The sequence below is a fragment of the Paenibacillus sp. YAE3 genome (assembly GCF_057546105.1).
On the sequence record NZ_BAAIYF010000010.1, the window covers coordinates 40,626 to 60,381 of the forward strand.

The window sequence follows — 19,756 nt, forward strand, 5'->3', positions numbered from 1 at the left end:
TGAAAAAAACGACTGTCATTTCAGGCGCTTGAGTGACCAAACATCATCGCCTATTGATAGTAAAACAATACGATATCTTTGATCTGCCAGATGCTTTCAGCCAGTACATAAAACAGAATCACGTTTCGGGTTCTCTTTTTATACTGCGAGCTCTCCTCATCCGCACCCGACAGGCGAACCATGCAATAGATAAACCGGGCGACGCAGCCCAGACGAATCAGCAGAATGACCGCTTGGGCCAGTTCGTCCACCGTAACCAATGGACATCACCCCGTTTTCATCAGCATCTTGCGCGCCATACCGACCAGTCTGACGGAATGATATACATTGTTGACGACTCCCCCATTGCCGCCAGTCGTAATAAGGAAGTCGGACAAGAAGCGCGGCGTGCGAATGGCCAGCACCATGCAGGCAAGACCCCAAAAGATGTGCATATTCAACATTAACCCGACGCCCAGCTTGGCCAGCGTAATTTGTACGACAACGGCCAATGTCGATTGGGCGAACTTTTGGGAGTAGGCTTTGAACACGCCCTTATCGTTGTCCAACAGTCCAACGCAAGCGAGGGGCACCCCAATGCGCAAAATGAGAATTTCCAACCCGCGCATGAGAAATTGAAAGTAAAGAATGAAATAGCAGATGATGAAGATCAGCCCGAAAATGGCTGTCACCAATCCCAACGAGCTAATCCCGCTTACCCAGGCATTCCAATCGTAATTGGTCGATTGCCCGAGGGCAACAAGCAGCTTGTCCGTTAACTCTTCCACGATCTGGCCCAGCCATAGATAAATTGTCGGGAAACAAATCGCTACGGCCATCGCTTTGAAAAAATTGGTGAGCAGCGATAGCGGTTCTTCATCAGGATCGCCATCGGACCACATCACATAAATTTCAAATCCCTTTTTCAAAAACTTCAAAATGATGAGGGAAACCCCGAAGCCGAACAAAATATCGAACAGGGAATCCGCGATATTCCCGCCCGAGAGAGCGGTCATAGAACGTTCAGCGTACAGGGTCATCGGAATAATATCTTTCAGCAATGTATCGATGTATATCAAGGCTCCATTCAGGATGGCTACGATCAGCACCACTAAAATGGCTTCCAGTTTCCTCAACCTCCTTTCTACAGGAACGGCCTATACTTGTCAGCCGTTCCCGCCAAAGGGTATCCGTTATCCCCTGTAATTGAACATGTTCCGAATCCGTTCTGTCAGAGTAGGCAGGATCGTATCGCTGAAGAGCAGATACAAGCCCGCAAGCACCAAAGCGCCGATGACGACAGCCATCAAAATTTTCACGGCAGTATCTACAAACCCTTCGCCGCGGCGGTCGGTGATGACCGATTTTGCCAGCAAAATACGTTGCATCGAGTTTTTCTTTACGGTTTTCAGCCACTTTTTCATATGTGTTACCCTCCAAAAATGTAGTGAATTTCATCAAAAAAGCCCCAATCAGGGCAGATTCGGTTTACTTGTAGTAGCCAATAATGACGTTCAGTGTGGCGGAACCAAGTACGGCTCCGATACAGGAAACAACGGCAACGATGATGCGGTTGTTCCATTTCTTCTGATCCATTTCATCCGCTGCAGAACGCCGAATACAGAAGTAAATGATCAGCAGACCGGAAACAACGGGAGCGAGGATCATCAGCCAGGTTGTGACATCCCCAATCAGCTTTTCCGTTCCCTTTACAATCTTGCTGTTTTGGATATCCGCTGCATTAGCAGGTTGGGTCAGCCATAAGCTTGTGCCCAACACAAAAAGAGCCATTCTGCTGTAGCGAATGACTCTGCGTATCCATCTCTTCATTTCAAGGCAGACCTCCTATTCTATGTCCGAATTGGGTCCGAAAAAAACGTTACCCCCTGTTGCCTCCTGGAGTCTTTTCTCTTCCAGTTGTCTGGCGATGTCTTTCTGATAATAAATCCAGATATTCCACAGTTTCACCTCCTTTCGCGTATCGGTCCGAACTGGCCGCTTTCGTTCCCGTTCTTCCCGAACCTGACGATTATGCTCTTTATCGCCCAACCCCAGCATGGCGTTAAAAGCCCATTCGCTTAAATCGGGCGAAAACATCATCGCGGGGTGGCTTCGAGAAATGACAATTTGATACGGCCGGGCGACGCGGCGCACCTCGTCTACGGTCAAAAGCTTGCGTTCCATCAGGTTCATGCTGTGCGATGTGCTTGGCGTAGAATATTTGCTGTTAGAAGCAGAGAGCTGGTAACTGGAAGTGGTGTACGTGCCCAGTTTTTCGCTGACTTCCCGCAGCGTCTCCAGGTCATCCGCCTGCAAATAAATCCAGGTTTGACAATTTGATTTGATTGTACTGGCGGCGTGAGCATCATACTTTTCCTTGAGTTGCTCAAAGCTTTGCAAGAACAAATTGAACCGCATGCCGCGCCCGCCGCCTACCGTCAGCTTGTTCGTGAAATCGGCAATCGGTGTAAAGTTACCGAATTCGTCCAGAATGAAGTTCACGCGCCGTTTCAGTCTGCCGCCGCGTTTATCTGCCTCTGCTGTTAGTAACTCATACAACTGCGATACCATGAGGGAAGCGACAGGGTAGAAGGTCGTCTTTTCGTCCGGTAAAATGATAAACAGCGCCTGTTTCTTCTCCCCCAATTCGGTTAACGAAAAGTCGCTTTTGTGAGTAATGGCATAGATGGATTTGGACGTGAAAAGACGCAGTGTCGTCAGAGCTGAAGTATAGAAGCTTCCCTTGGTGCGCGAAGGCGCGATGTCGGAAATACTGAGCAGGGCTCTGGCAGGATGGGTGGGCGGGAGACGCTTCATATAGTCCTGCATTGGCGTTTTATTTCCGATTTGACGGTTCATCTCGGCCAAAAACCAGTAGACGTTGGTCAAGTTCTGGTATTCCGGCCGTTTGGCATTGTCCCACACCACACTTAAAATCGTGGCGGCGATGACGGACATTTCCCCGTTTGTCCAGATTTTTTCTCCCTGTGATTTGCCGACAAGAACGTTGGTCATATCCCAAGCCAGCATTTCCGCCTGTTCCTGATCACCGCGAAGGGCGGCATCAATGATCGGTTGGAGCAGATTGTAATGATGGCTTTTTTCAGGCGTACGGAAATCCAGTGCATACACGTCATAATTCAACTTTTGCAAAAATTCGTGGGTATAGTGGTACAATTCGGCTTTGGGGTCAGAAATGACCAGCGATTCCCCGGCAAGGCCAAGCGTACAGATGGATTGCAGCACGACCGTTCTCGATTTTCCACTGCGGGTTGCGCCCAGGCAAAGCGTGTGCACATCGTCTTGGATGCAATAGATGCGTTCTTTCCCGCGCAGTTTGTTCATGCCTACCACGATTCCGCCTTGCGAGAAGGGCAGAGGCTGTTCCTTTGCAGCGGCCCCGTCTTCATTCTTTGAAATGTTCTCCGGATACTTCATGAGATTGCTCCTCCTCCCCGCGTTGGTAAAATTCCAGATGATCGTAGCCGGTCGCGATGAGTTCCCGGATCAGCGGATGCTTGAGATCCAGTACGAGCGTATCAAAAGCGGACTGCTTCTCCTGTTCCGTCAACCATCTGGAAGAGCCGTGCTGATGCTGACCAACTGGAACCGGCGTTTCGATTTGCGGCGTGATGTGGGCCAGTTCACTTTGGTAAGGGCGATGATTCGTAAAAAAGAACATTGTGGACACGACGCCGACCAATCCTTGCAAGCATAAAAAAAGCAGCAAATGTTGTTTGCTGGCAATGAGACTTGCGATACAACCTGCGAAAGGAGTGAAAGCAAGCGTATGGGATTTTCCGGATAAGATGCCGTGCAAGGCGGTGGTAAAGAACAGATTGAAGAACGCTCCAACAACGAAGAGGAACAAACAGATGATCACCTTGTACTTGGTTTTCACAACTCATACTCTCCGTTTGGCTCAAAAAAGTCGTCGGTCTCCGGTTCACTTCCATACGATAAGGAAGATTCGGCAACTTGTTCGCTGGTACGAAGCGGATGACCGATTTCCTGGTCTACCTGAGCTTGTAAAAATAACCCTTTGGGGGCAGGAAAGTCTTGAATCCATCCCCACTCGTCGACATGACGGTTATGAAAATCGACGTAATCGGGGAAATCCTCGCATAGCGTATGCACCAGACTGTCCTCGTCGATAATCAGTTCGAGCACTTGCGGATGCGATGCCGACAGTTCATAGATGGGGATAGCACAGTTCGCATCAAGGGTATAAAACAGATAGTTTCCTTCAGTTTCAGCATGCTGCCGCGCTAAGTCGGACAAGAAGAGATCGGCAATGGTCTGATGGACGGCTAACGCGGTGTTCCCTTCACCTTCAATCAAACCGATCCCATGGTGGATCGCGTTTGTCTTGGCAATGTCGCCCCAAGGCGAAGTCTGCGGTTCTTCCAATGTTCCGAAATATTCAGGAACAAAAAAGGGGCCTTCCTTTTCTAATTGTTCCGGCGTTCCGTACTTCTCTTTAAAATTGGAGTCCGTGATCAGGTCTTTTTGCAGCAGTTCGTAGGCCGGAATCATGCTCTTTTGGTCATCCTCGTAATGCAGATACCCGTCCTTTTCGTTGCCAAGTGCAATGGCTTTCGGACTTAGCAACTCTTCTGCTTGCTCAGTGGGAATGACGATTCCGCTTTTATACTCGGCCACGATCTCATAAACATGAAGGGCGATTTCGGTGCAGGTTATGATGTTCCCCCAGAGGGAGCTTTCCGGTCTTACGCTTGCCAAGGCAAATCCCTCCTTGTAACGACTGCTTTAGCAAAGTAGTTGGAAACACAGAGACTAATCTCCGATTTCCATTTCTTCGGCCAGCAGTTCATCTTCATGTTGAAACTCGAGTTCGAACTCCAGATGAATTTCCCGATCCTTTAATGCCGGCAGAAGTTCCTCAATCCGTTCGATGATGATTCCGGCTCGTTCGAACTGTTCGACCGTTTTATCGTTGGGCGTAATCATGAATTTGATCAGTTCGGAATGGATCAGGACCAGTTCTTCTTCACTAAACAGCTTTTTTTCATCTACGAGTCCACTCCGTACTGCGAAGTTTTCCAACGCTTCTTCTTTATTGTAAAAATACTGCCGCTGCACTGGCGTTCCGTTTTCCGGGGAAAGGCGATACGTGGAAAACACATACTCAAACATGGGATGATGCTTGCAAGCCAAGATCACATCGTTGTATTCGCTCAGCTTATAGACGCCGTTAGCGATTTTAGGGTCTTTGTCCGTGTAAGGTTTTTCCACGCAGATTCCAGCTTGCAACGCCGATTGTCTGGCCAAATCGTGAATCGCGCTCATGAGCCGGTCCGGCACGGTCACGAATGGGTTTTTCTCGATCGTGTCCATCCGGGTGTAGAAGGCGACGAGCTGATCTTTGTAATACAAATCGGCCAAATAGTCGGCAGAGGTGGAGCGTTTCACTTCAAAGCCTTGTTTGGTCACGGCTTCAAAAAACTTTTTGTAGAACTCCGTTTTGCTTTTCAAAAATGCCATCTCCTTTCACTTTGCGGAACCGTTTTAGCGTTCGTAATCCAATTCGCAGTCGGATGCAGGTTGCCGAACGGTTTGGGAAACTGGGGCTACAGCTTCAATGTGTCGAATTAATTGGTCAATTTCTTGCTTATCTGCGTAGTCCAGATTGATATCATGGAACCTAGAATAGAGCAACGCGGAATAGAGAAGGGAAAGCTGTTCCTTGCTGAATAATTTTCGTTCGTCCACCAGTCCGCTGCGTTGGATAAAATCTTCTTTCGCCTGCTCGTATTCATTCCGATAAAAATAGTGGCCCAGCGTTACACCCGTTTGATCGAAATTGACTTGCCAGGTCACAAAACGAAAATGGCCGTTTCCGTCGTACCGGGCAGCCAATAGATGTTGGTTGTATTGAAGAATTTTTTTGTAACTGTTCACGCCGGATAGTTCCAGATGTGGAGCCTGACGGTAAGCCTGCTCCATCTCCCAAACTTTTGCGATGACACCGGGAATTCGGCGGGCAGGCGTGGTGTCTCGATCAACAGGGTAATGGACTGCACCGTCCTCTTGGATGTATGCAACCGGGCGATCATCATGGAGCACGGTTAGAGGAAAGCGATCCTCCGGTTTTAATTCCAGGCCCAAGGGAGAAAGCTGGACTTGCAATACATCTTTCATACGTTCATTGATTTCCATAAGAACAACGCTCCTTGGGATGGTTCGGGGGAACCTTCTGAGCTGTACGTTTTGTTTCCGAGTTCTTTTTTTCTTTCCTTGAACGTGGATGATTTCGCGGAGTCTGCCGCATCATTCGTTCGTACTGTTGATGTTTGCCTTCGGTAAATAACATAAGATCGTTCCTTTCTTCAATCAAAATGAAAAGCCATTTCGTAAATAAAGGGTGTAATTATCCACAGAATATTCACCGGTTATTCACAGATTTATCCACAATGGTGGATAGAGAATATGATGGATGTTATCTTTCTAAACCCTTGTCCCGATGTTTTATAAACCATTCCTTTTTGGCTTGTTTGGATAACTCCGTGCCCATGGCTTTTGCTTTGTCATCGTAGTCTATATTGCCGTTCATGATCAGACTCTCCAGCATATCAAGGATGCCAACCAGAAGCTGCTCGGCCAGGTACTGTCGCCGTATCCTATGGTTTTGTTCCATGGATACTTCCCGTTCCATTTTGATCAGCGTACGGACCGTTCCCAAAATACGGTTCGCGATTCGCTTTTTCGCCTCGGTCAGATACTTCTCACGGTAGTTAGCGATACGTTCCGGATCGGTGTCATACAGCATCGCGATTTGGACTTTGACTTGGACATAATCCTCAACCATTTGTGCCAGATAGGGATTGGTTTTCATCAATTCCTGTACGAGTTCATCCAACATGGATTTCACAGCAGGGGGGAGGAGTTGATAAGCGAGTCTTCCGGTTTTCGGCATGTTTGCGCGGAGTTGAACCAGTTTTTCGGCTAGCGCAGCGGCATGGCTTTGCTGAAAAAGATGGTGTTTCGGCAGACGGTGCGGGAAATCTTCATCCTCGTTCATAAAGCGCTTGTAGAAAACCTTGAACGATTTCGGGTTCAGATTCTTGATATACAACTCGAATTCACTTACCATGCGGTCGGTGATTTCCGTAATACCGGATTTAAACTGATCCCGCAAAGCGCAAAATTGTTTGATCTTGTAAGCAAAGGTGTCTTTGATCAATTGCCTGCGTATGCGATTGGGAATCTCGGGGTGGGTATAGTTTTTCAGGATGTCCTGTTGTCGATCCCAAAAGACGACATGAAGATGCGGATGCTCCTTCTCATTATGGACAGCGGCGGCCCAACAGAGGTTCTTTCCTTTAATGTGATTTTGGGCGGCGATGGTGGAGATATGTTGTTCAATATACTGTTGCCAAGCCTTCTGATTGGTTAGGCCCAGTTCCAGCGCCGTATCTCGTTTGAATGAAATGACGCTGCGATACATGTTCTTTTTTTGTCGGGATAAGTCGCGGGCCAGTCGGGCCACTTCTTGCCAAGAGGAAAACTCCTGCAAGTCTCCGGGGCGCAGCTTCCCGAACAACCCATGATTCATGCCTCCATTCTTCACCGCACCAGGACGGGTGGCAATATATCCGATATGGCAGTAGTTGCTTTTCGCCGTTTTCGGGTGGTTGGGATGGAAGAAGCGCTGTTTATAGATCAGGATCGACATCGGAGTCGCCCCCGCGTAGATGCTCGATGCTCTGATCAAACGCATTCCCCGACAAAAACAGTTTTTCTGCATCGGTGAGCTTCATTTTGACATAGTCCACCGCAAGCCGCCGCGCTTTCTTCTCGATCTCCCGAAAGGTCGTGTACCGATTCGTATCAATCAGATCGGAGATAATCGCGATGGTGGAGTAGTAGGAGGCAGCCGACATGATTAAGTCCTTGCTGGCGAGTCCGGCTAGCCGGTTGCTTAATCCGTCAATGGCAATTTTGATCTCCTGGCGGATGATGGCAGTGATGAAATCGATCTCCTCGGTATAAGCCTCCACAGACATGCCTTTTTGGATAAACGCCCGCACAATATCCGCCATGCTCAAATGCTTGGAAGCGGCGTATTTTTTTAATGCATCATATTGTTTTTTGGGCAGCTTGACGGTGATTTGCACCGTTTTCTCTGCGCGTGCCAAAGGCAGCACCTCACTCTTGGGGGTTATCCGCCAAGCGACATGCGATTGTCGGGGGAACACCCGTAAAAATGTCGGTGAAAGCTCTGCTTTCACGCTGTTTTTTCGCAAAATGACATTTTGCTATTCCTGCCTTTAACCCCCAACCAGAGGGCGGTCCCCTCTGGTTGGGGGAAGGCAGAACTTCGATCCAATGAGAAAAAAGGGAAAAAGGGGGCATGGTTTCATCGCTCCTTAGCCAGAGTGGAACAGATAAAAGCCACACCCCTCATTTGGAATGTGGCTGGTTCTGCTGCTAAGCTTATTCATTTATCGCTCGTATTCTTCTTCGTCTTCAAACGGTGATAAAATATCCGTTTCCTGAGATTGCCGGATCAGAATCTCTTCGATTTGTTTTTGGAGCTCAGGCAGACTGGTGGTAATAGTGTCCCAAAGCACGACCAAATCAATGTTCGCATGCCGCGTATGCTTCTCCAAGCGATATGGGCCTTCCGCCTGTACCTTTACGTTTCGCAAATGGGCGAGCTGGCTAAACACATCCAGTCCCGAGATCGGAAAAAGTAAAGACCGCCACTTTGCTTCGCGTGAAGCGCGCGGCGGCCGCCATTTTCGAGAATGTAGCCTTGAGATTTGGCAAATTCGATTAGGTTGATATTATTGGCTAAGTAGATTTGTGAGTTTGAAACAGGTGGATTTTTCATACAATTCTCCTTTTCAGGGTTCGCTCTAAAAAGGGATTACTAGGAAAATGTCGAAATCAGTCAATAGCTTAGAAATTATTCATTAAGTAAGCGTTAATTAAGGGCTTACTCAGATGATTATTTAATCTCGTCCAAACTAGTTATTTACGAGGAGGGGTTGTTGTGCAAATTACAAAGTTGCATTTAAAAAATTTTAGAAGTTTTGGCGACGAGGGAACAACAATTACTTTAAATAAGCTTTCGGGTTTTGTCGGAGAAAACTCCGCAGGTAAAACTGCTCTTATACATGCTTTACTCAAATTGTTTGGAGTGACTTCGCATGAACGTACATTGGAAAAGTCAGATTTTCACATTCCCAAACAAATCAACGTAGAAACAATAAAAGAACTTCAATTGTCAATTGAGGCACGGATTGACTTTCCCGAATTAATGGAAAGCACTCATGATGAGTTGAGCCGAAACAGTATTCCTCCATTTATTAATCAACTTGTAGTTCGTGCTACTGCTGAAGCTCCTTATTTACGTGTCAGGTTAGAAGCAAAATGGGTAGCGGATAATACTCCTGAAGGAGAAATTGAACAAAAAATATACTTTATTACTGTAGCTGAAGGTATTGATGAATCAGACGAGGATAAGGTTCCAATCACCCCTCACCAACGTTCAACAATACAAGTCATATATGTTCCTGCTGTAAGAGAACCATCTGCACAGCTACGCAATGCTTCGGGCACAATACTATGGAGGATTTTAAATAATATTTCTTGGCCAGATGACATTAATGATTCCATTAAAGTAAGAATGGAACCTATAAATAAGTTGTTCGACGGCATTAATGGGGTTTCGCAGATAAGAAGTATCATTGGAGAGGAATGGAAAAAATACCACAAGGATGCTCGTTACCAGGATGCAAAATTACAATTTAGCAGTTCAACACTCACCTCAATTCTTAAGAAAATAGAAGTATCTTTTTCTCCAACACATGACTTAGGTGAATATAGTGTTGATAAGTTGGGTGATGGACTTCGATCTTTATTTTATATCTCATTGGTGTCGTCCTTACTTGAAGCTGAAATGAAAATTACTGGGAAATCAAATGCTTCTTTAACTATACTCGCGGTAGAAGAGCCAGAAAATCATATATCTCCACATCTTCTTGGACGAGTGATGGAGAACTTGAAAAATATTTCTGTTAAATCAAATGCCCAAGTTGTTTTAACTTCACACAGTGCTTCAATTATTAAGCGGTTAGATCCAGAAGATCTTACCCACTTGAGAATTGACCAGACGAGCTTTACAACAATAGTAAAGAAAATAATATTGCCAAGTAAGACTGCTGATTCTTATACATACATAAAGGAAGCTGTAAGAGCCTATCCGGAAATCTATTTTTCGAGATTAGTGATTTTGGGTGAGGGTGATTCCGAAGAGATTGTAATTCCCAGAATACTTGCAGCTAACGGAATACACCCTGATGATTATGGTATATCAATAGTTCCTCTTGGAGGAAGACATGTAAACCATATGTGGAAATTACTCAATGAATTGAATATTCCGCATATTACTTTATTGGATTTGGATCGTGAACGTGGGGGCGGTGGTTGGAGTAGGATTAAGTATGCCATTAAACAGTTATTACTTAATGGCTGTAATCGTGATGAGTTACTGAGAGTTTGGTACGGACAAAGGGAAGAAATTCTTACTGATGCACAAATAGAAGAAATGGATACATATCCAATGACCCCTGAATGGATAGAATCTATGAATAATTTATGGCTTCAAAGATTAATGGAAGATAAATATAATGTTTTCTATTCTTCGCCTTTGGATTTAGATTTTCTTATGCTCGAATCATTTCCTGAAGAATATAAAAAAACTGTACCTAGAGGTCCTAGTATTCCTGATCGTAAAAAGTATCCTGACGAATATGACAAAAAAATAAAAGGCGGTATTATTGCGGCTTTAAAGAACGAGAAGGCAACAGGTCAAACGTATACAGATGCTCAACATGAACTTATGGTTTGGTATAATACTCTATTTCTTGGGCGAAGCAAGCCAAGCACACACATTGAAGCTCTTTTAAAATTGGATGACGATGATCTGAAAATGTTCATACCTGAACTTTTTTGTAAGTTAGTAACGCGGGTAAAAGAAATATTGCAAAAGGAAGATTAAGTCTATGCCATATATTAAACCAGAAAATTGGAATCCGTCGGAAGGAATTACGCTGGAACCGGCAGCAGAGATAGCAGTTAAATCGGAATTCAATACTCTAATTTTGGCAGGGCCAGGTGCGGGGAAAACAGAGTTGTTAGCGCAACGTGCTTGCTTTTTATTACAAACCAATTTATGTCCAAATCCGCAGAAAATTTTGGCCATTAGTTTTAAGAAAGATGCTGCGGAAAACTTGAAAAAAAGGGTAGAATTACGGTGTGGAAAAGAACTAGCTGCAAGATTCGAGTCAAGAACATTTGATTCGTTTTCTAAACAATTATTAGATCGCTTTAGATTAGGCCTACCAGATGCTTATCGTCCATCAAAAAACTATAATATCGTTACCTCTAATAGGGATATTCGAGATATAGCTACTGGTTATATTATTGAGCGCCATCCGAATCAGCCTAATTGGCAACACGAGATTAACTTTAATGTTTTATATAGGCGATTAGCTGAGGATTCTATTCCAATTTATGATGACGGAGTAGATATCTATTCTTGGATTTTGGTTAGGCTGTGGAATGTGATGATTCATGAAAAAAATGAAGTTCAGAGTTCATTAACATTCCCTATGATTTCAAAACTTGCTGATTTTTTACTTAAACAGAATCCATTAATCAAAAAGGCGCTGCAGGTCACATATAGTCATGTTTTTTTGGATGAATTTCAAGATACGACTTTTCTACAGTATGAATTAGTCAAAACAATTTTTTTAAATTCTTCAGCAATATTGACAAGTGTAGGAGATGGTAAACAGAAAATTATGGGTTGGGCTGGTGCACTTTCTGATTCATTTGAACAGTTTAAACATGACTTTAACGCCAGTCAAATAGAGTTAACACATAATCATAGGTCCGCTCCCAGATTAATAGAAATTCAAAATATTTTGGCGAAAATTATTAATGAAAGCGCCACAGATGCCACAGTTTCTAGTAAACATCGTAATGTGGAGGGTGTGTGCGAGGTTTGGAATTTTCAAAATCATTTAGACGAAGCTGTTTTTGTAGCGTCAAGTATAGCAAAAAGGATACGGCAAGAAAATGTAACCCCACGAGATATTTGTATACTTGTAAAACAACATGAACATATCTATGCCAAAAATGTACTTGAGGAGTTAGGAAAGCAAGGCATTCAGGCACGAATTGAAAAAGAATATCAAGATTTACTTGCAGAAGAATGTGTACAGCTAATTATTGATTTTCTAACACTAGCTGCAACAGAAAAAAAACATGATGCATGGGTGCGAGTTTCAGAAGTTTTATCTTTTATTCAAGGTTTTGATCCTGACCATGACCATGCAAAAATATTAAAAATGGAATCGGAACTTGATGAATATATCCTTCAGATAAGACGTGAACTTCAGGTAGAAAATGACGAAAATAGCTGTAACCAAATGATTGAGAAAATTGTTAAAGGGATTTTTTCCTTTATTGAGATGGAAAAGTATTTTCGTTTATATCCAAAGTATACTAGTGGTTTCTTCTTCAATCAATTACTTGATGATACAATTGGGAAATTATCGAAGGCATATTCGAAACATTTAAACTGGAGCGACGCTATCTCTGATTTTTTAGGATTGTCTAGTGTACCTATAATGACAATCCATAAGAGCAAGGGATTAGAATATGACACTGTCATATTTCTAGGATTAGAAGACGATGCATTTTGGAGTTTCCAAACACAAAGAGCTGCTGATATGTGTGCTTTCTTTGTCGCATTGTCCAGAGCAAAGCATCAATGTTTTTTTACTTTCAGTGCTTCAAGAGAAATCCTGCGTTTTGGGGATGTTCAACTGCGACCTCAGTTTAATCAAAACATTTCATCTTTATATCAAATATTACAGAATGCGAATGTTCACATGAAAGATATCGTAGAAATTAACGAGTGCGTGTAATGTAAAGGGCATCTCAAAGTGTGGTAGTGATAGTTTCATAAGCGAGTTAAATGTAAGCCGCTTGGTTGCCGCGGATAGATTTATAATATCTATCCGCGGCAAACTTTATATACTTGGAAATATTGACTATTAATCAATCCATTCTTCTGGAATAAGTTTGTTATTCTCGCCGCGCCACTCACAAACCTCATGAACGTTATGAATATCTCCCCAAATACTGCTGTCCGCATGTTCTAAGACTATAATTTGAAATTTGGACTGAGATATTTTTATTGCCTCAGACATTGTACTAAAGATTTTTTTCACAGCTATTCTGTCCTCGTCATTTTCAAGTCTTGGGTCAATTTCCTGTTCATCTTTTCTAGCAGCCAATTTTTTTGGAAAATAGACTTGGCTAGGTTGATCGTAGACAATAAAGCTCGGCACAGGTGAATGACTTTGCTGATTGAAGAACAACTGAAATGCTAATGTTACTGAGATGTGATAAGCAAGCCAGTTTGAGCCGCTACCTATTTCCCAAAGATAATCATCACGTCCGTCTTGACCACTGACAATAACAGTAAGATTTTGATAATCAATACGAATCGGATCATTTGGACGTTCTGAATCAAGTAAAGGTAGAAGTCTTATTGCATAAGCACCAATTTTACTTAATGCTGCATTGACTCTATTTACTATTGCACTTTCATTTACTTCAGCCCGCAAACTCGTTAGACGTTCGTTGATAGCATTAATTTCAGCAATTAATTGGCTATCTGAGCCTAACGATTTAAAAGTTTCGCTTGCGTATTGAACCTGACCGATGAATCTGGAGATATTCTCTATAGTATATTTTTCATTTGCTGCGGAATTTCTTATTTGGCTTTGTAATTTTATTCTTTTTTGAACAGCCATAATTTGTTCAGTCAACACTTTAATCTCTGTTTTTACATTTTGATATTCGCGTTCAAATGCCGCAGGAATTTTGCTGGTGAACCCTGTTTCATCTTCGAGCTTAATCAAATTTGTATAAAATTTCTCTATTTGCTCTTTGGGATGCTCTACATTTTTCCCGAATATAGGGCAAGTTTCATTATCATCTGTTAAGCTTTTCAGCCATTTGGAAATATTTAATCGTTCAACCTGTATAGTCAAAGATTCGCGGTAATCATTTAAACTATTCATCAGCTGATTCATTTCAGTATAACGGTTTTTCAAGGAAGAGAGTTTAAGTGAGAGGTCATTTTCTTCCTTCCTTAATGCCACAATTTCTTGTGAAGAAGCTTCAATATTGCTATTTAGAATACTAGAATCAGATGCTCTTTTTTGGGATATTAATGAGAGAATTTCAATTTGTTCCTCAAAGGAACGATCAATTGATGTATCCAGTTTTATAAGTCCGAATTCTTGTGCTGCTGCGAGCCAACCATTTATTTCAGTCTTCCATTTATCCGACACTTCTTTAAGCTTTAGTAATTCTTTTTCTTTACGCTTTAATTCTTTAGAAAGATTATTAATTTCTTGTCGTTTTGCTAGAATTTCCGGAGTTACTGCACCAAGAATATACGGAAAAATGTTTATTAATTTTGTTCGGTGATCAGTAGTATCAGCCTTATAAAATAAAGTATTTGCATTTGCTACGATGTTTTGGGGCTGAAAACAAAATGCCATTAAATCTCTGAAGGAAGGTCTTCCTAAGTAATTATTTGAATTATCGGCATCAATGTCTAAAAAAGACAATGAAGATAACTCATCCAAAAATTTTTTAACGGAATCCTTAGTGGTATTTTTAATAGGAATATCAGGTGTACTAACTACTGTTTCTGATGCTATGTACATATTATCAGTTGATTTTTGTAGGCCCGGTTCTTGTCGAGCTAGGAGTACTTGTCTTTGATTGACTTGAATGACGATACCAAACCAACTACAAGCATTTCTTATTGTTTTGACTGGTATGTGACAAGAATCCGAAGCTAAGCAATAGTCAATTATTGGAATGATAGCGGATTTTCCTGTACGCGATGCTCCGGTTATAATATTTACAGAGTTTGTTTTAAATTCAATTTCCTTTGGCTTGAACTGAGGATCTTTTGGCCACAGGATTAATCTCTTTATTTGAAGATTCATTTTAAAACCTCACTTTCAGTATTTGAGAGATTTCATGAAGTGTGAGTTGAGAACACCAATAGCCCAACTTTTCGGATGCCTTTCCAAGTTTAATAATGGACTTAGGCTCCTGCTTACGTTCAGTTGTTGTAAATGGAAAAACAAGGGCCTCCTCATAGTCCAAAGAAATGAGGGAAGAATAGAGTCCTATCCGAATGGACTGAAGGGATAATTCCTTCATATTTAAAGCATTTGCATGAATGTTCGATACAAGATCATTTTTAAGTACTTTTGTTGAAAGGAATTTGTTCGCGAAGTACCTTAGGCCAGATGGCCTATTAGTGGAAGCCAACAAATCAGAAAAATCTTCACGAAATATGATAGGTAATACAATAAACAATAAAGGGAAAGGAACCAGTTTGCTATTATTGCTGTAATATCCCCTTACAAAGTTCCATATAATAAAAGCTCCAAAGGCAGGGTTTTGTACATTCTGAATTTCCCTATTTAAGTTGGACATTAAATCCGCTCCCTGGCATAAAAATATCTTTATAATGTGGATGCCAACCAATTATTACATCATCAGATAAAGCATGATAACATCCTGCAGTAAAAAAATCGGGAACATAAAGATGATCTATATTTACTGGCTCATCTTTACACTCAAGGTACAAAAGCTTTCCCAATTCCTCGGGTGAAAGATTAAGACTTTTATTTTTAAGTGACAATATTTTTCGCTTAGTATCCCATTTTTTAATCAATGTTTCTTGATAACTTGTTAAGCTACCGTCACTAATATCTCCACGCTTTGCCCAGATAGTTCGGTTAGTAGAAGCTCTGAGATAATCATTTATTGCTTCTATTTTTTCTGTATAATCACACTCAACAATGTCCAGTTGCTCTAAGTATCTCCTCAATGCATTCATCTCATTTTGAACTTCTTGTTCAGTTGGCCTCGGGGCTAATTCTTTTAGACTTAATTTTTGATTGTACTCGCGTCTAATTGCCATAAGTTCAGTTTTATATTCCTGGTAGGCAATACACATTGGTTTTTTGTTTTCGACCAACTCGGATACCTTTTTTTCTATCCATCCCAGCATATACTTAAATAAAACATCCCCGAGTTCTTCCTCAACCATAGCTCTCTCACAGAATGCTTCAAAAAGAAGAGCAGTGTAATTTACATTTATCGTACTTAGACTAAAGTTTTCAATAATTTTGCTTGCCAACAGTTTATTTGCTGGGTTAAAAAAATGTCTTATATAAAAAACGTAATCCTCAGGTGTTTCTTTTTCTTCCCCGGATTCATGATAAAATTCTTTTCTAGCTTCATCCCAAACCTTTTGTGACTCTTCAAATGTTGTTGCTTTATTAAACGAATCAACTATTGATCCGCTCCTGTCAGCAGTAACAAAGAGAATGAATTTTGTGCTATTAACATCGAGTTCTTTGCTATTGACGGCTAACAACCAGTTAGATAACGTTTTCCAAAGGTCTTTAGCACGATTGGAAATTGGATTATGCTTAGATGAAACATTTTTTAATTGTATAGCTTTTACGGTTCCATCTGATTTCTGGATAGCGACATCTTCAAGAACCTCAACACTTACCATGTCATCGCCCGAACATTTTTGTAGTTCATATAAAGCATGTTTTACCTGTAAAGAATATGCGTATACTTTATCAGGAACGTGCGTATTTGCTAAATTAATCTCTTTTTTGGGGATTTTGTTTTGCTTTTTAACCACTGACTTCAACTCCTGTTACGAGGATAAGAGAGCTATCAGTAGCAAGGTTAGTTAATTTAGTCTAATGAAAATGATTATATAGCACCTTGCGAAGTTTTCTTTAATATATGGTAACATTAAACATTGGTATCCTCAACCAATGCTCATATCCTCAACTAGGACCAATGCCTTGTATGATGACCGATGTACCCCGGTGTATAGCAATTGTAATTTCTATTTTAGATTCGTCCTTTTGTATATGATCAGTATGATTAGAATCGTATGGTTATCAAATTTGTTTATATTATGGAAAAAGTAGAGACTACTTTGTTTTGCTTCGCAAAGCGAGCACTACCTCACTTGAGCGGACAAGCAGTTCTCTTAATCCAATGATAAAAATGCTTAACGTTCATACTCAAACTCTTCCTCTCTTACAATCAGTGTCGCTTCGTATCGTGCTAAACGGAACGCTTTTAGGTCTTCGTTAAAGTCTTTACACTGTGGCGTCTGAATGGAAGTTTGATAACCCAATCCTTTATACTTATGGGCAAATTTTAAGGCAGCCTCTTGTCCCCAATTGGGAGCAAGGCTGCCGTCACGAAACGTTGCATTATGGTCGTTATCTAGGCAAAAGATGATTTCATGAATACGGTGATGTTGGAGAAATCGTTCCAAGGCAAGGTCGGACAGACAGCCTAGGGAAATGCGATGGTCTGCTTTCCAATCCAGTCCTTTCAATTTTGCAAGCGTAGCATGGCTCATGGCGTCAATGGGACTTTCACAGACATAAACCTTTTTCCTTTTTCCGATGATGTGAAAGGGATAGCTCTTGTCGGAATATTCCCGATCCAGTTTAAAAGGACGTTCCGGCCTAGTGCCGCGCAGGGAGCAATATTTCGGTGTTCCGTCTGTATCGTAAGCGACAAATACACAATTTCCGGTTTTGTCCTGCTGATATAGCTTTTTCTCGTGCATCAGACGGGAAACGATTTCCGGCTCAATGCCCCGAACATGGGTGAGATACCAAGCCACGCGCCGATAATTGGGCGCTTTCGCCGGTAAAAGGAGTTGCCCTCGTTCTTTGGGAGCGGAAGAAGGGATATGCTGTGGCAGCGAGGTTTCTAATAGAAGAGCAACGGCTTCTTTAAAGTCCATGCGCCAGAATTGCATGACGAAGTCGATAGGACCGCCATGGGTGTCGGTGGAGAAGTGATAGTACTTGTTGCTATCCCGGAAAAAGTAAAGGCCGCCGCTTTGCTTTGCATGAAGCGCGCGGCGGCCGCCGTTTTCAAGAACATAGCCGTTGGATTTTGCAAATTCGATTAGGTCGATGCTATTGGCTTGGGCAATTTGATCTTTGGTAAAGGGTAAGCCTTGCCCCATTTTCAACGCCTCCATTTCGTTGTTATCCTTTGGCGTAAGCGATATAATAAAGGAAAGAACAGATTGGGGTGGATACGATTGAATTCCGATGAACGCCAGGAGACTATACACCAGCGTCACGATACTTCGTATCGCTTCCTGCTTTCCAGCAAGAAACTGTTTGTGGAATTGCTTCGTTCTTTTGTTCATAAAGGATGGGTACAAAGCATAGACGAAACCAGTGTCCAGGAAATTCCGCATTCGTTCGTACTCCAAGACTTCAAACGCAAGGAAGCGGATTTGGTTTATCGCGTACAGTTGAACGGGCAGGAAGTCGTGTTTTATTTGCTGCTGGAAATGCAGTCGAAAGTGGACTTCCAAATGCCTTATCGTTTGTTGTTATACCAGGTGGAAATATGGCGATACTTGTTGAATGACGAGAAAAAAGCCCAGGCCAATAGAAAATCTTTCCGGCTCCCACCCATTGTGCCGATCGTATTGTATAATGGGAAACAACGATGGACAGCCCATCGCCAGTTTCGAAAGCTGCTGGACAATGAAGAGATGTTTGGCCGAGAATTGCTGGATTTTGAATATTTACTAATTGATGTTGCCCGCTATACGGAAGATGAATTGCTCTCTTTATCGAATACCATTGGTTCCGTCTTTTTGCTCGATCAAACGGAAAATCAGGGGCAGTTGTTGGAACGACTCGGCAAGCTGATGCATACGATTCAACAATTGCCGGAAGACAGCCAGCAGAAATTTGTGGCATGGATGGCTAACATCCTCCTACAGAAACTTCCGGAGAATGAATCGCATTTGCAAGAGTTTATTCAAAGCGTGAAAGGAGACGTGTCGGTTATGGGCTTGGAAAAGGTACTCGATGATATAGAACGTAGGGGCGAACAAAAAGGCAAAGAAGAAGTCGCCAAACGAATGCTTGATTTGGGAGTGGAAATCTCGGTCATTGCTGCTGCCACTGGTTTCTCGCCTGATAAGATAGACCAGCTGCGAGAAAAATCAATATGATTTCATTTTGGTGGGCCGTTCGCAAAGGACGGCTCTTTATTGTATATTAAATGAGCAACTCTTGTCCGAACGAAGGAGGCGAGTCGTTATGGGGCTGGAAAGTGATCATTTAGACAAAGTGCGCCTTAAATCTCCCGTCAAGTCATACGATTAGTTTGCTGGATAATGGACGATAAAACAAAAACCAACAAGCCATAATAGGGAAGCTTGTTGGTTTTTGCTACTTATTTTCGTCATGAGCGACGATTTCTTTTAAAATACGATACAAACGATGTTGCCGAGCCTCGCTTTGCTGCAACAATAATGTCATGCTCTCCCAAACCCATTTCTTGGATCTTAAAAAACCTTCCTCTTCGTCTTCAAAAAATAGGTTTATGTTTACTTCTAATGCTTTAGCGATCTTTTCAATTGTTTGCAGTTTTACATTCTGCTCGCCGCGCTCCAGCCTTCCAATATAGGATGGGGTGGAACCAATCTCTTCGGCTAAACGTTCCTGTGTCCAATTTTTCGCCTGACGATATAGTTTGATTTTAGCACCGACAAGGATGACAATAGAAGCTTCCATAGAATCATCAACACCTCTCATATAGAAGTGTAGACGATTAT

General features: G+C 42.4%; 21 protein-coding genes. 3 read left to right on the forward strand and 18 right to left on the reverse strand.

Annotated features, from left to right (window positions below; genetic code table 11):
• Nucleotides 1-50 precede the first annotated feature (50 nt).
• From AC27KL_RS19445 to AC27KL_RS19505, 13 genes are all read right to left on the reverse strand, one after another.
• Nucleotides 51-251: a mercury transporter gene (locus AC27KL_RS19445; RefSeq protein ID WP_231504263.1), complete on the reverse strand. Its 201-nt coding sequence runs from the start codon at nt 249-251 to the stop codon at nt 51-53.
• 15 nt (nt 252-266) lie between these two features.
• Nucleotides 267-1,115, reverse strand: coding sequence for a conjugal transfer protein TrbL family protein (locus AC27KL_RS19450; protein ID WP_231504261.1), 849 nt, complete (start codon nt 1,113-1,115; stop codon nt 267-269).
• 57 nt (nt 1,116-1,172) lie between these two features.
• Nucleotides 1,173-1,403: a DUF6133 family protein gene (locus AC27KL_RS19455; RefSeq protein WP_024982815.1), complete on the reverse strand. Its 231-nt coding sequence runs from the start codon at nt 1,401-1,403 to the stop codon at nt 1,173-1,175.
• 64 nt (nt 1,404-1,467) lie between these two features.
• The gene (locus tag AC27KL_RS19460) at nt 1,468-1,809 is read right to left on the reverse strand and encodes an Mbov_0395 family pilin-like conjugal transfer protein (RefSeq protein WP_024982816.1); all 342 of its coding nucleotides are present in this window, start codon (nt 1,807-1,809) and stop codon (nt 1,468-1,470) included.
• A gap of 15 nt (nt 1,810-1,824) precedes the next feature.
• Nucleotides 1,825-3,417 carry a VirD4-like conjugal transfer protein, CD1115 family gene (locus AC27KL_RS19465; protein WP_024982817.1) on the reverse strand — a complete coding sequence of 531 codons (1,593 nt, stop codon included), beginning with the start codon at nt 3,415-3,417 and terminating at the stop codon, nt 1,825-1,827.
• Nucleotides 3,386-3,880 carry a hypothetical protein gene (locus AC27KL_RS19470; protein ID WP_024982818.1) on the reverse strand — a complete coding sequence of 165 codons (495 nt, stop codon included), beginning with the start codon at nt 3,878-3,880 and terminating at the stop codon, nt 3,386-3,388. Before AC27KL_RS19470 ends, AC27KL_RS19465 begins: the two co-directional genes overlap by 32 nt.
• On the reverse strand, nt 3,877-4,722 hold the full coding sequence (locus AC27KL_RS19475) for a hypothetical protein (RefSeq protein ID WP_024982819.1): 846 nt from the start codon (nt 4,720-4,722) through the stop codon (nt 3,877-3,879). Before AC27KL_RS19475 ends, AC27KL_RS19470 begins: the two co-directional genes overlap by 4 nt.
• Before the next feature lie 54 nt (nt 4,723-4,776).
• On the reverse strand, nt 4,777-5,475 hold the full coding sequence (locus AC27KL_RS19480; protein WP_024982820.1) for a hypothetical protein: 699 nt from the start codon (nt 5,473-5,475) through the stop codon (nt 4,777-4,779).
• A gap of 33 nt (nt 5,476-5,508) precedes the next feature.
• Entirely contained in the window at nt 5,509-6,159 is a 651-nt protein-coding gene (locus tag AC27KL_RS19485) for a hypothetical protein (RefSeq protein WP_024982821.1), read from the reverse strand.
• A 280-nt stretch (nt 6,160-6,439) separates the two neighbouring features.
• Complete coding sequence (gene mobP3 / locus AC27KL_RS19490) at nt 6,440-7,675, reverse strand: MobP3 family relaxase (protein WP_024982822.1); 1,236 nt, start codon at nt 7,673-7,675, stop codon at nt 6,440-6,442.
• Nucleotides 7,656-8,231, reverse strand: a complete 576-nt coding sequence (locus AC27KL_RS19495) for a hypothetical protein (RefSeq protein ID WP_340673239.1) — start codon at nt 8,229-8,231, stop codon at nt 7,656-7,658. Before AC27KL_RS19495 ends, mobP3 begins: the two co-directional genes overlap by 20 nt.
• A gap of 213 nt (nt 8,232-8,444) precedes the next feature.
• Nucleotides 8,445-8,612 carry a ribonuclease HepT family protein gene (locus AC27KL_RS19500; RefSeq protein WP_213581089.1) on the reverse strand — a complete coding sequence of 56 codons (168 nt, stop codon included), beginning with the start codon at nt 8,610-8,612 and terminating at the stop codon, nt 8,445-8,447.
• A 26-nt stretch (nt 8,613-8,638) separates the two neighbouring features.
• On the reverse strand, nt 8,639-8,836 hold the full coding sequence (locus AC27KL_RS19505) for a hypothetical protein (protein WP_024982824.1): 198 nt from the start codon (nt 8,834-8,836) through the stop codon (nt 8,639-8,641).
• Nucleotides 8,837-8,998: 162 nt separating this feature from the next.
• On the opposite strand from AC27KL_RS19505, the gene AC27KL_RS19510 reads away from it, so the two are divergent.
• Both AC27KL_RS19510 and AC27KL_RS19515 read left to right on the forward strand, forming a co-directional pair.
• Nucleotides 8,999-11,008, forward strand: coding sequence for an ATP-dependent nuclease (locus AC27KL_RS19510; protein ID WP_024982825.1), 2,010 nt, complete (start codon nt 8,999-9,001; stop codon nt 11,006-11,008).
• 4 nt (nt 11,009-11,012) lie between these two features.
• Nucleotides 11,013-12,944 (forward strand): UvrD-helicase domain-containing protein, encoded by a 1,932-nt coding sequence (locus AC27KL_RS19515; protein WP_024982826.1) that lies wholly within the window; start codon nt 11,013-11,015, stop codon nt 12,942-12,944.
• A gap of 129 nt (nt 12,945-13,073) precedes the next feature.
• Here AC27KL_RS19515 and AC27KL_RS19520 read toward each other — a convergent pair whose 3' ends face one another.
• The 4 genes from AC27KL_RS19520 to AC27KL_RS19535 form a co-directional block, all read right to left on the reverse strand.
• Nucleotides 13,074-15,050, reverse strand: a complete 1,977-nt coding sequence (locus AC27KL_RS19520) for a DUF3732 domain-containing protein (protein WP_024982827.1) — start codon at nt 15,048-15,050, stop codon at nt 13,074-13,076.
• 1 nt (nt 15,051) lies between these two features.
• Entirely contained in the window at nt 15,052-15,549 is a 498-nt protein-coding gene (locus AC27KL_RS19525) for a three component ABC system middle component (protein ID WP_024982828.1), read from the reverse strand.
• Nucleotides 15,533-16,777: an ABC-three component system protein gene (locus tag AC27KL_RS19530; protein WP_024982829.1), complete on the reverse strand. Its 1,245-nt coding sequence runs from the start codon at nt 16,775-16,777 to the stop codon at nt 15,533-15,535. The genes AC27KL_RS19525 and AC27KL_RS19530 overlap by 17 nt, the downstream gene beginning before the upstream one ends.
• A 381-nt stretch (nt 16,778-17,158) precedes the next feature.
• Nucleotides 17,159-18,154, reverse strand: coding sequence for a DUF3991 and TOPRIM domain-containing protein (locus tag AC27KL_RS19535; RefSeq protein WP_197029762.1), 996 nt, complete (start codon nt 18,152-18,154; stop codon nt 17,159-17,161).
• Between the two features lie 63 nt (nt 18,155-18,217).
• Between AC27KL_RS19535 and AC27KL_RS19540 the strand changes: the two genes are divergently transcribed.
• Entirely contained in the window at nt 18,218-19,150 is a 933-nt protein-coding gene (locus AC27KL_RS19540; RefSeq protein ID WP_024982831.1) for an Rpn family recombination-promoting nuclease/putative transposase, read from the forward strand.
• A gap of 220 nt (nt 19,151-19,370) precedes the next feature.
• Here the strand turns inward: AC27KL_RS19540 and AC27KL_RS19545 are convergent, their stop codons facing one another.
• A complete protein-coding gene (locus AC27KL_RS19545) occupies nt 19,371-19,715 on the reverse strand; it encodes a helix-turn-helix domain-containing protein (RefSeq protein ID WP_024982832.1) in 345 nt (114 codons plus the stop codon).
• Nucleotides 19,716-19,756 lie beyond the last annotated feature (41 nt).

Coding starts and splice junctions, on each gene's coding strand:
- AC27KL_RS19455 (WP_024982815.1), bottom strand. CDS start 1,403: ATGAAAAAGTGGCTGAAAACCGTAAAGAAAAACTCGATGCAACGTATT.
- AC27KL_RS19460 (WP_024982816.1), bottom strand. CDS start 1,809: ATGAAGAGATGGATACGCAGAGTCATTCGCTACAGCAGAATGGCTCTT.
- AC27KL_RS19465 (WP_024982817.1), bottom strand. CDS start 3,417: ATGAAGTATCCGGAGAACATTTCAAAGAATGAAGACGGGGCCGCTGCA.
- AC27KL_RS19485 (WP_024982821.1), bottom strand. CDS start 6,159: ATGGAAATCAATGAACGTATGAAAGATGTATTGCAAGTCCAGCTTTCT.
- mobP3 (WP_024982822.1), bottom strand. CDS start 7,675: ATGTCGATCCTGATCTATAAACAGCGCTTCTTCCATCCCAACCACCCG.
- AC27KL_RS19505 (WP_024982824.1), bottom strand. CDS start 8,836: ATGAAAAATCCACCTGTTTCAAACTCACAAATCTACTTAGCCAATAAT.
- AC27KL_RS19515 (WP_024982826.1), top strand. CDS start 11,013: ATGCCATATATTAAACCAGAAAATTGGAATCCGTCGGAAGGAATTACG.
- AC27KL_RS19520 (WP_024982827.1), bottom strand. CDS start 15,050: ATGAATCTTCAAATAAAGAGATTAATCCTGTGGCCAAAAGATCCTCAG.
- AC27KL_RS19525 (WP_024982828.1), bottom strand. CDS start 15,549: ATGTCCAACTTAAATAGGGAAATTCAGAATGTACAAAACCCTGCCTTT.
- AC27KL_RS19535 (WP_197029762.1), bottom strand. CDS start 18,154: ATGGAGGCGTTGAAAATGGGGCAAGGCTTACCCTTTACCAAAGATCAA.
- AC27KL_RS19545 (WP_024982832.1), bottom strand. CDS start 19,715: ATGGAAGCTTCTATTGTCATCCTTGTCGGTGCTAAAATCAAACTATAT.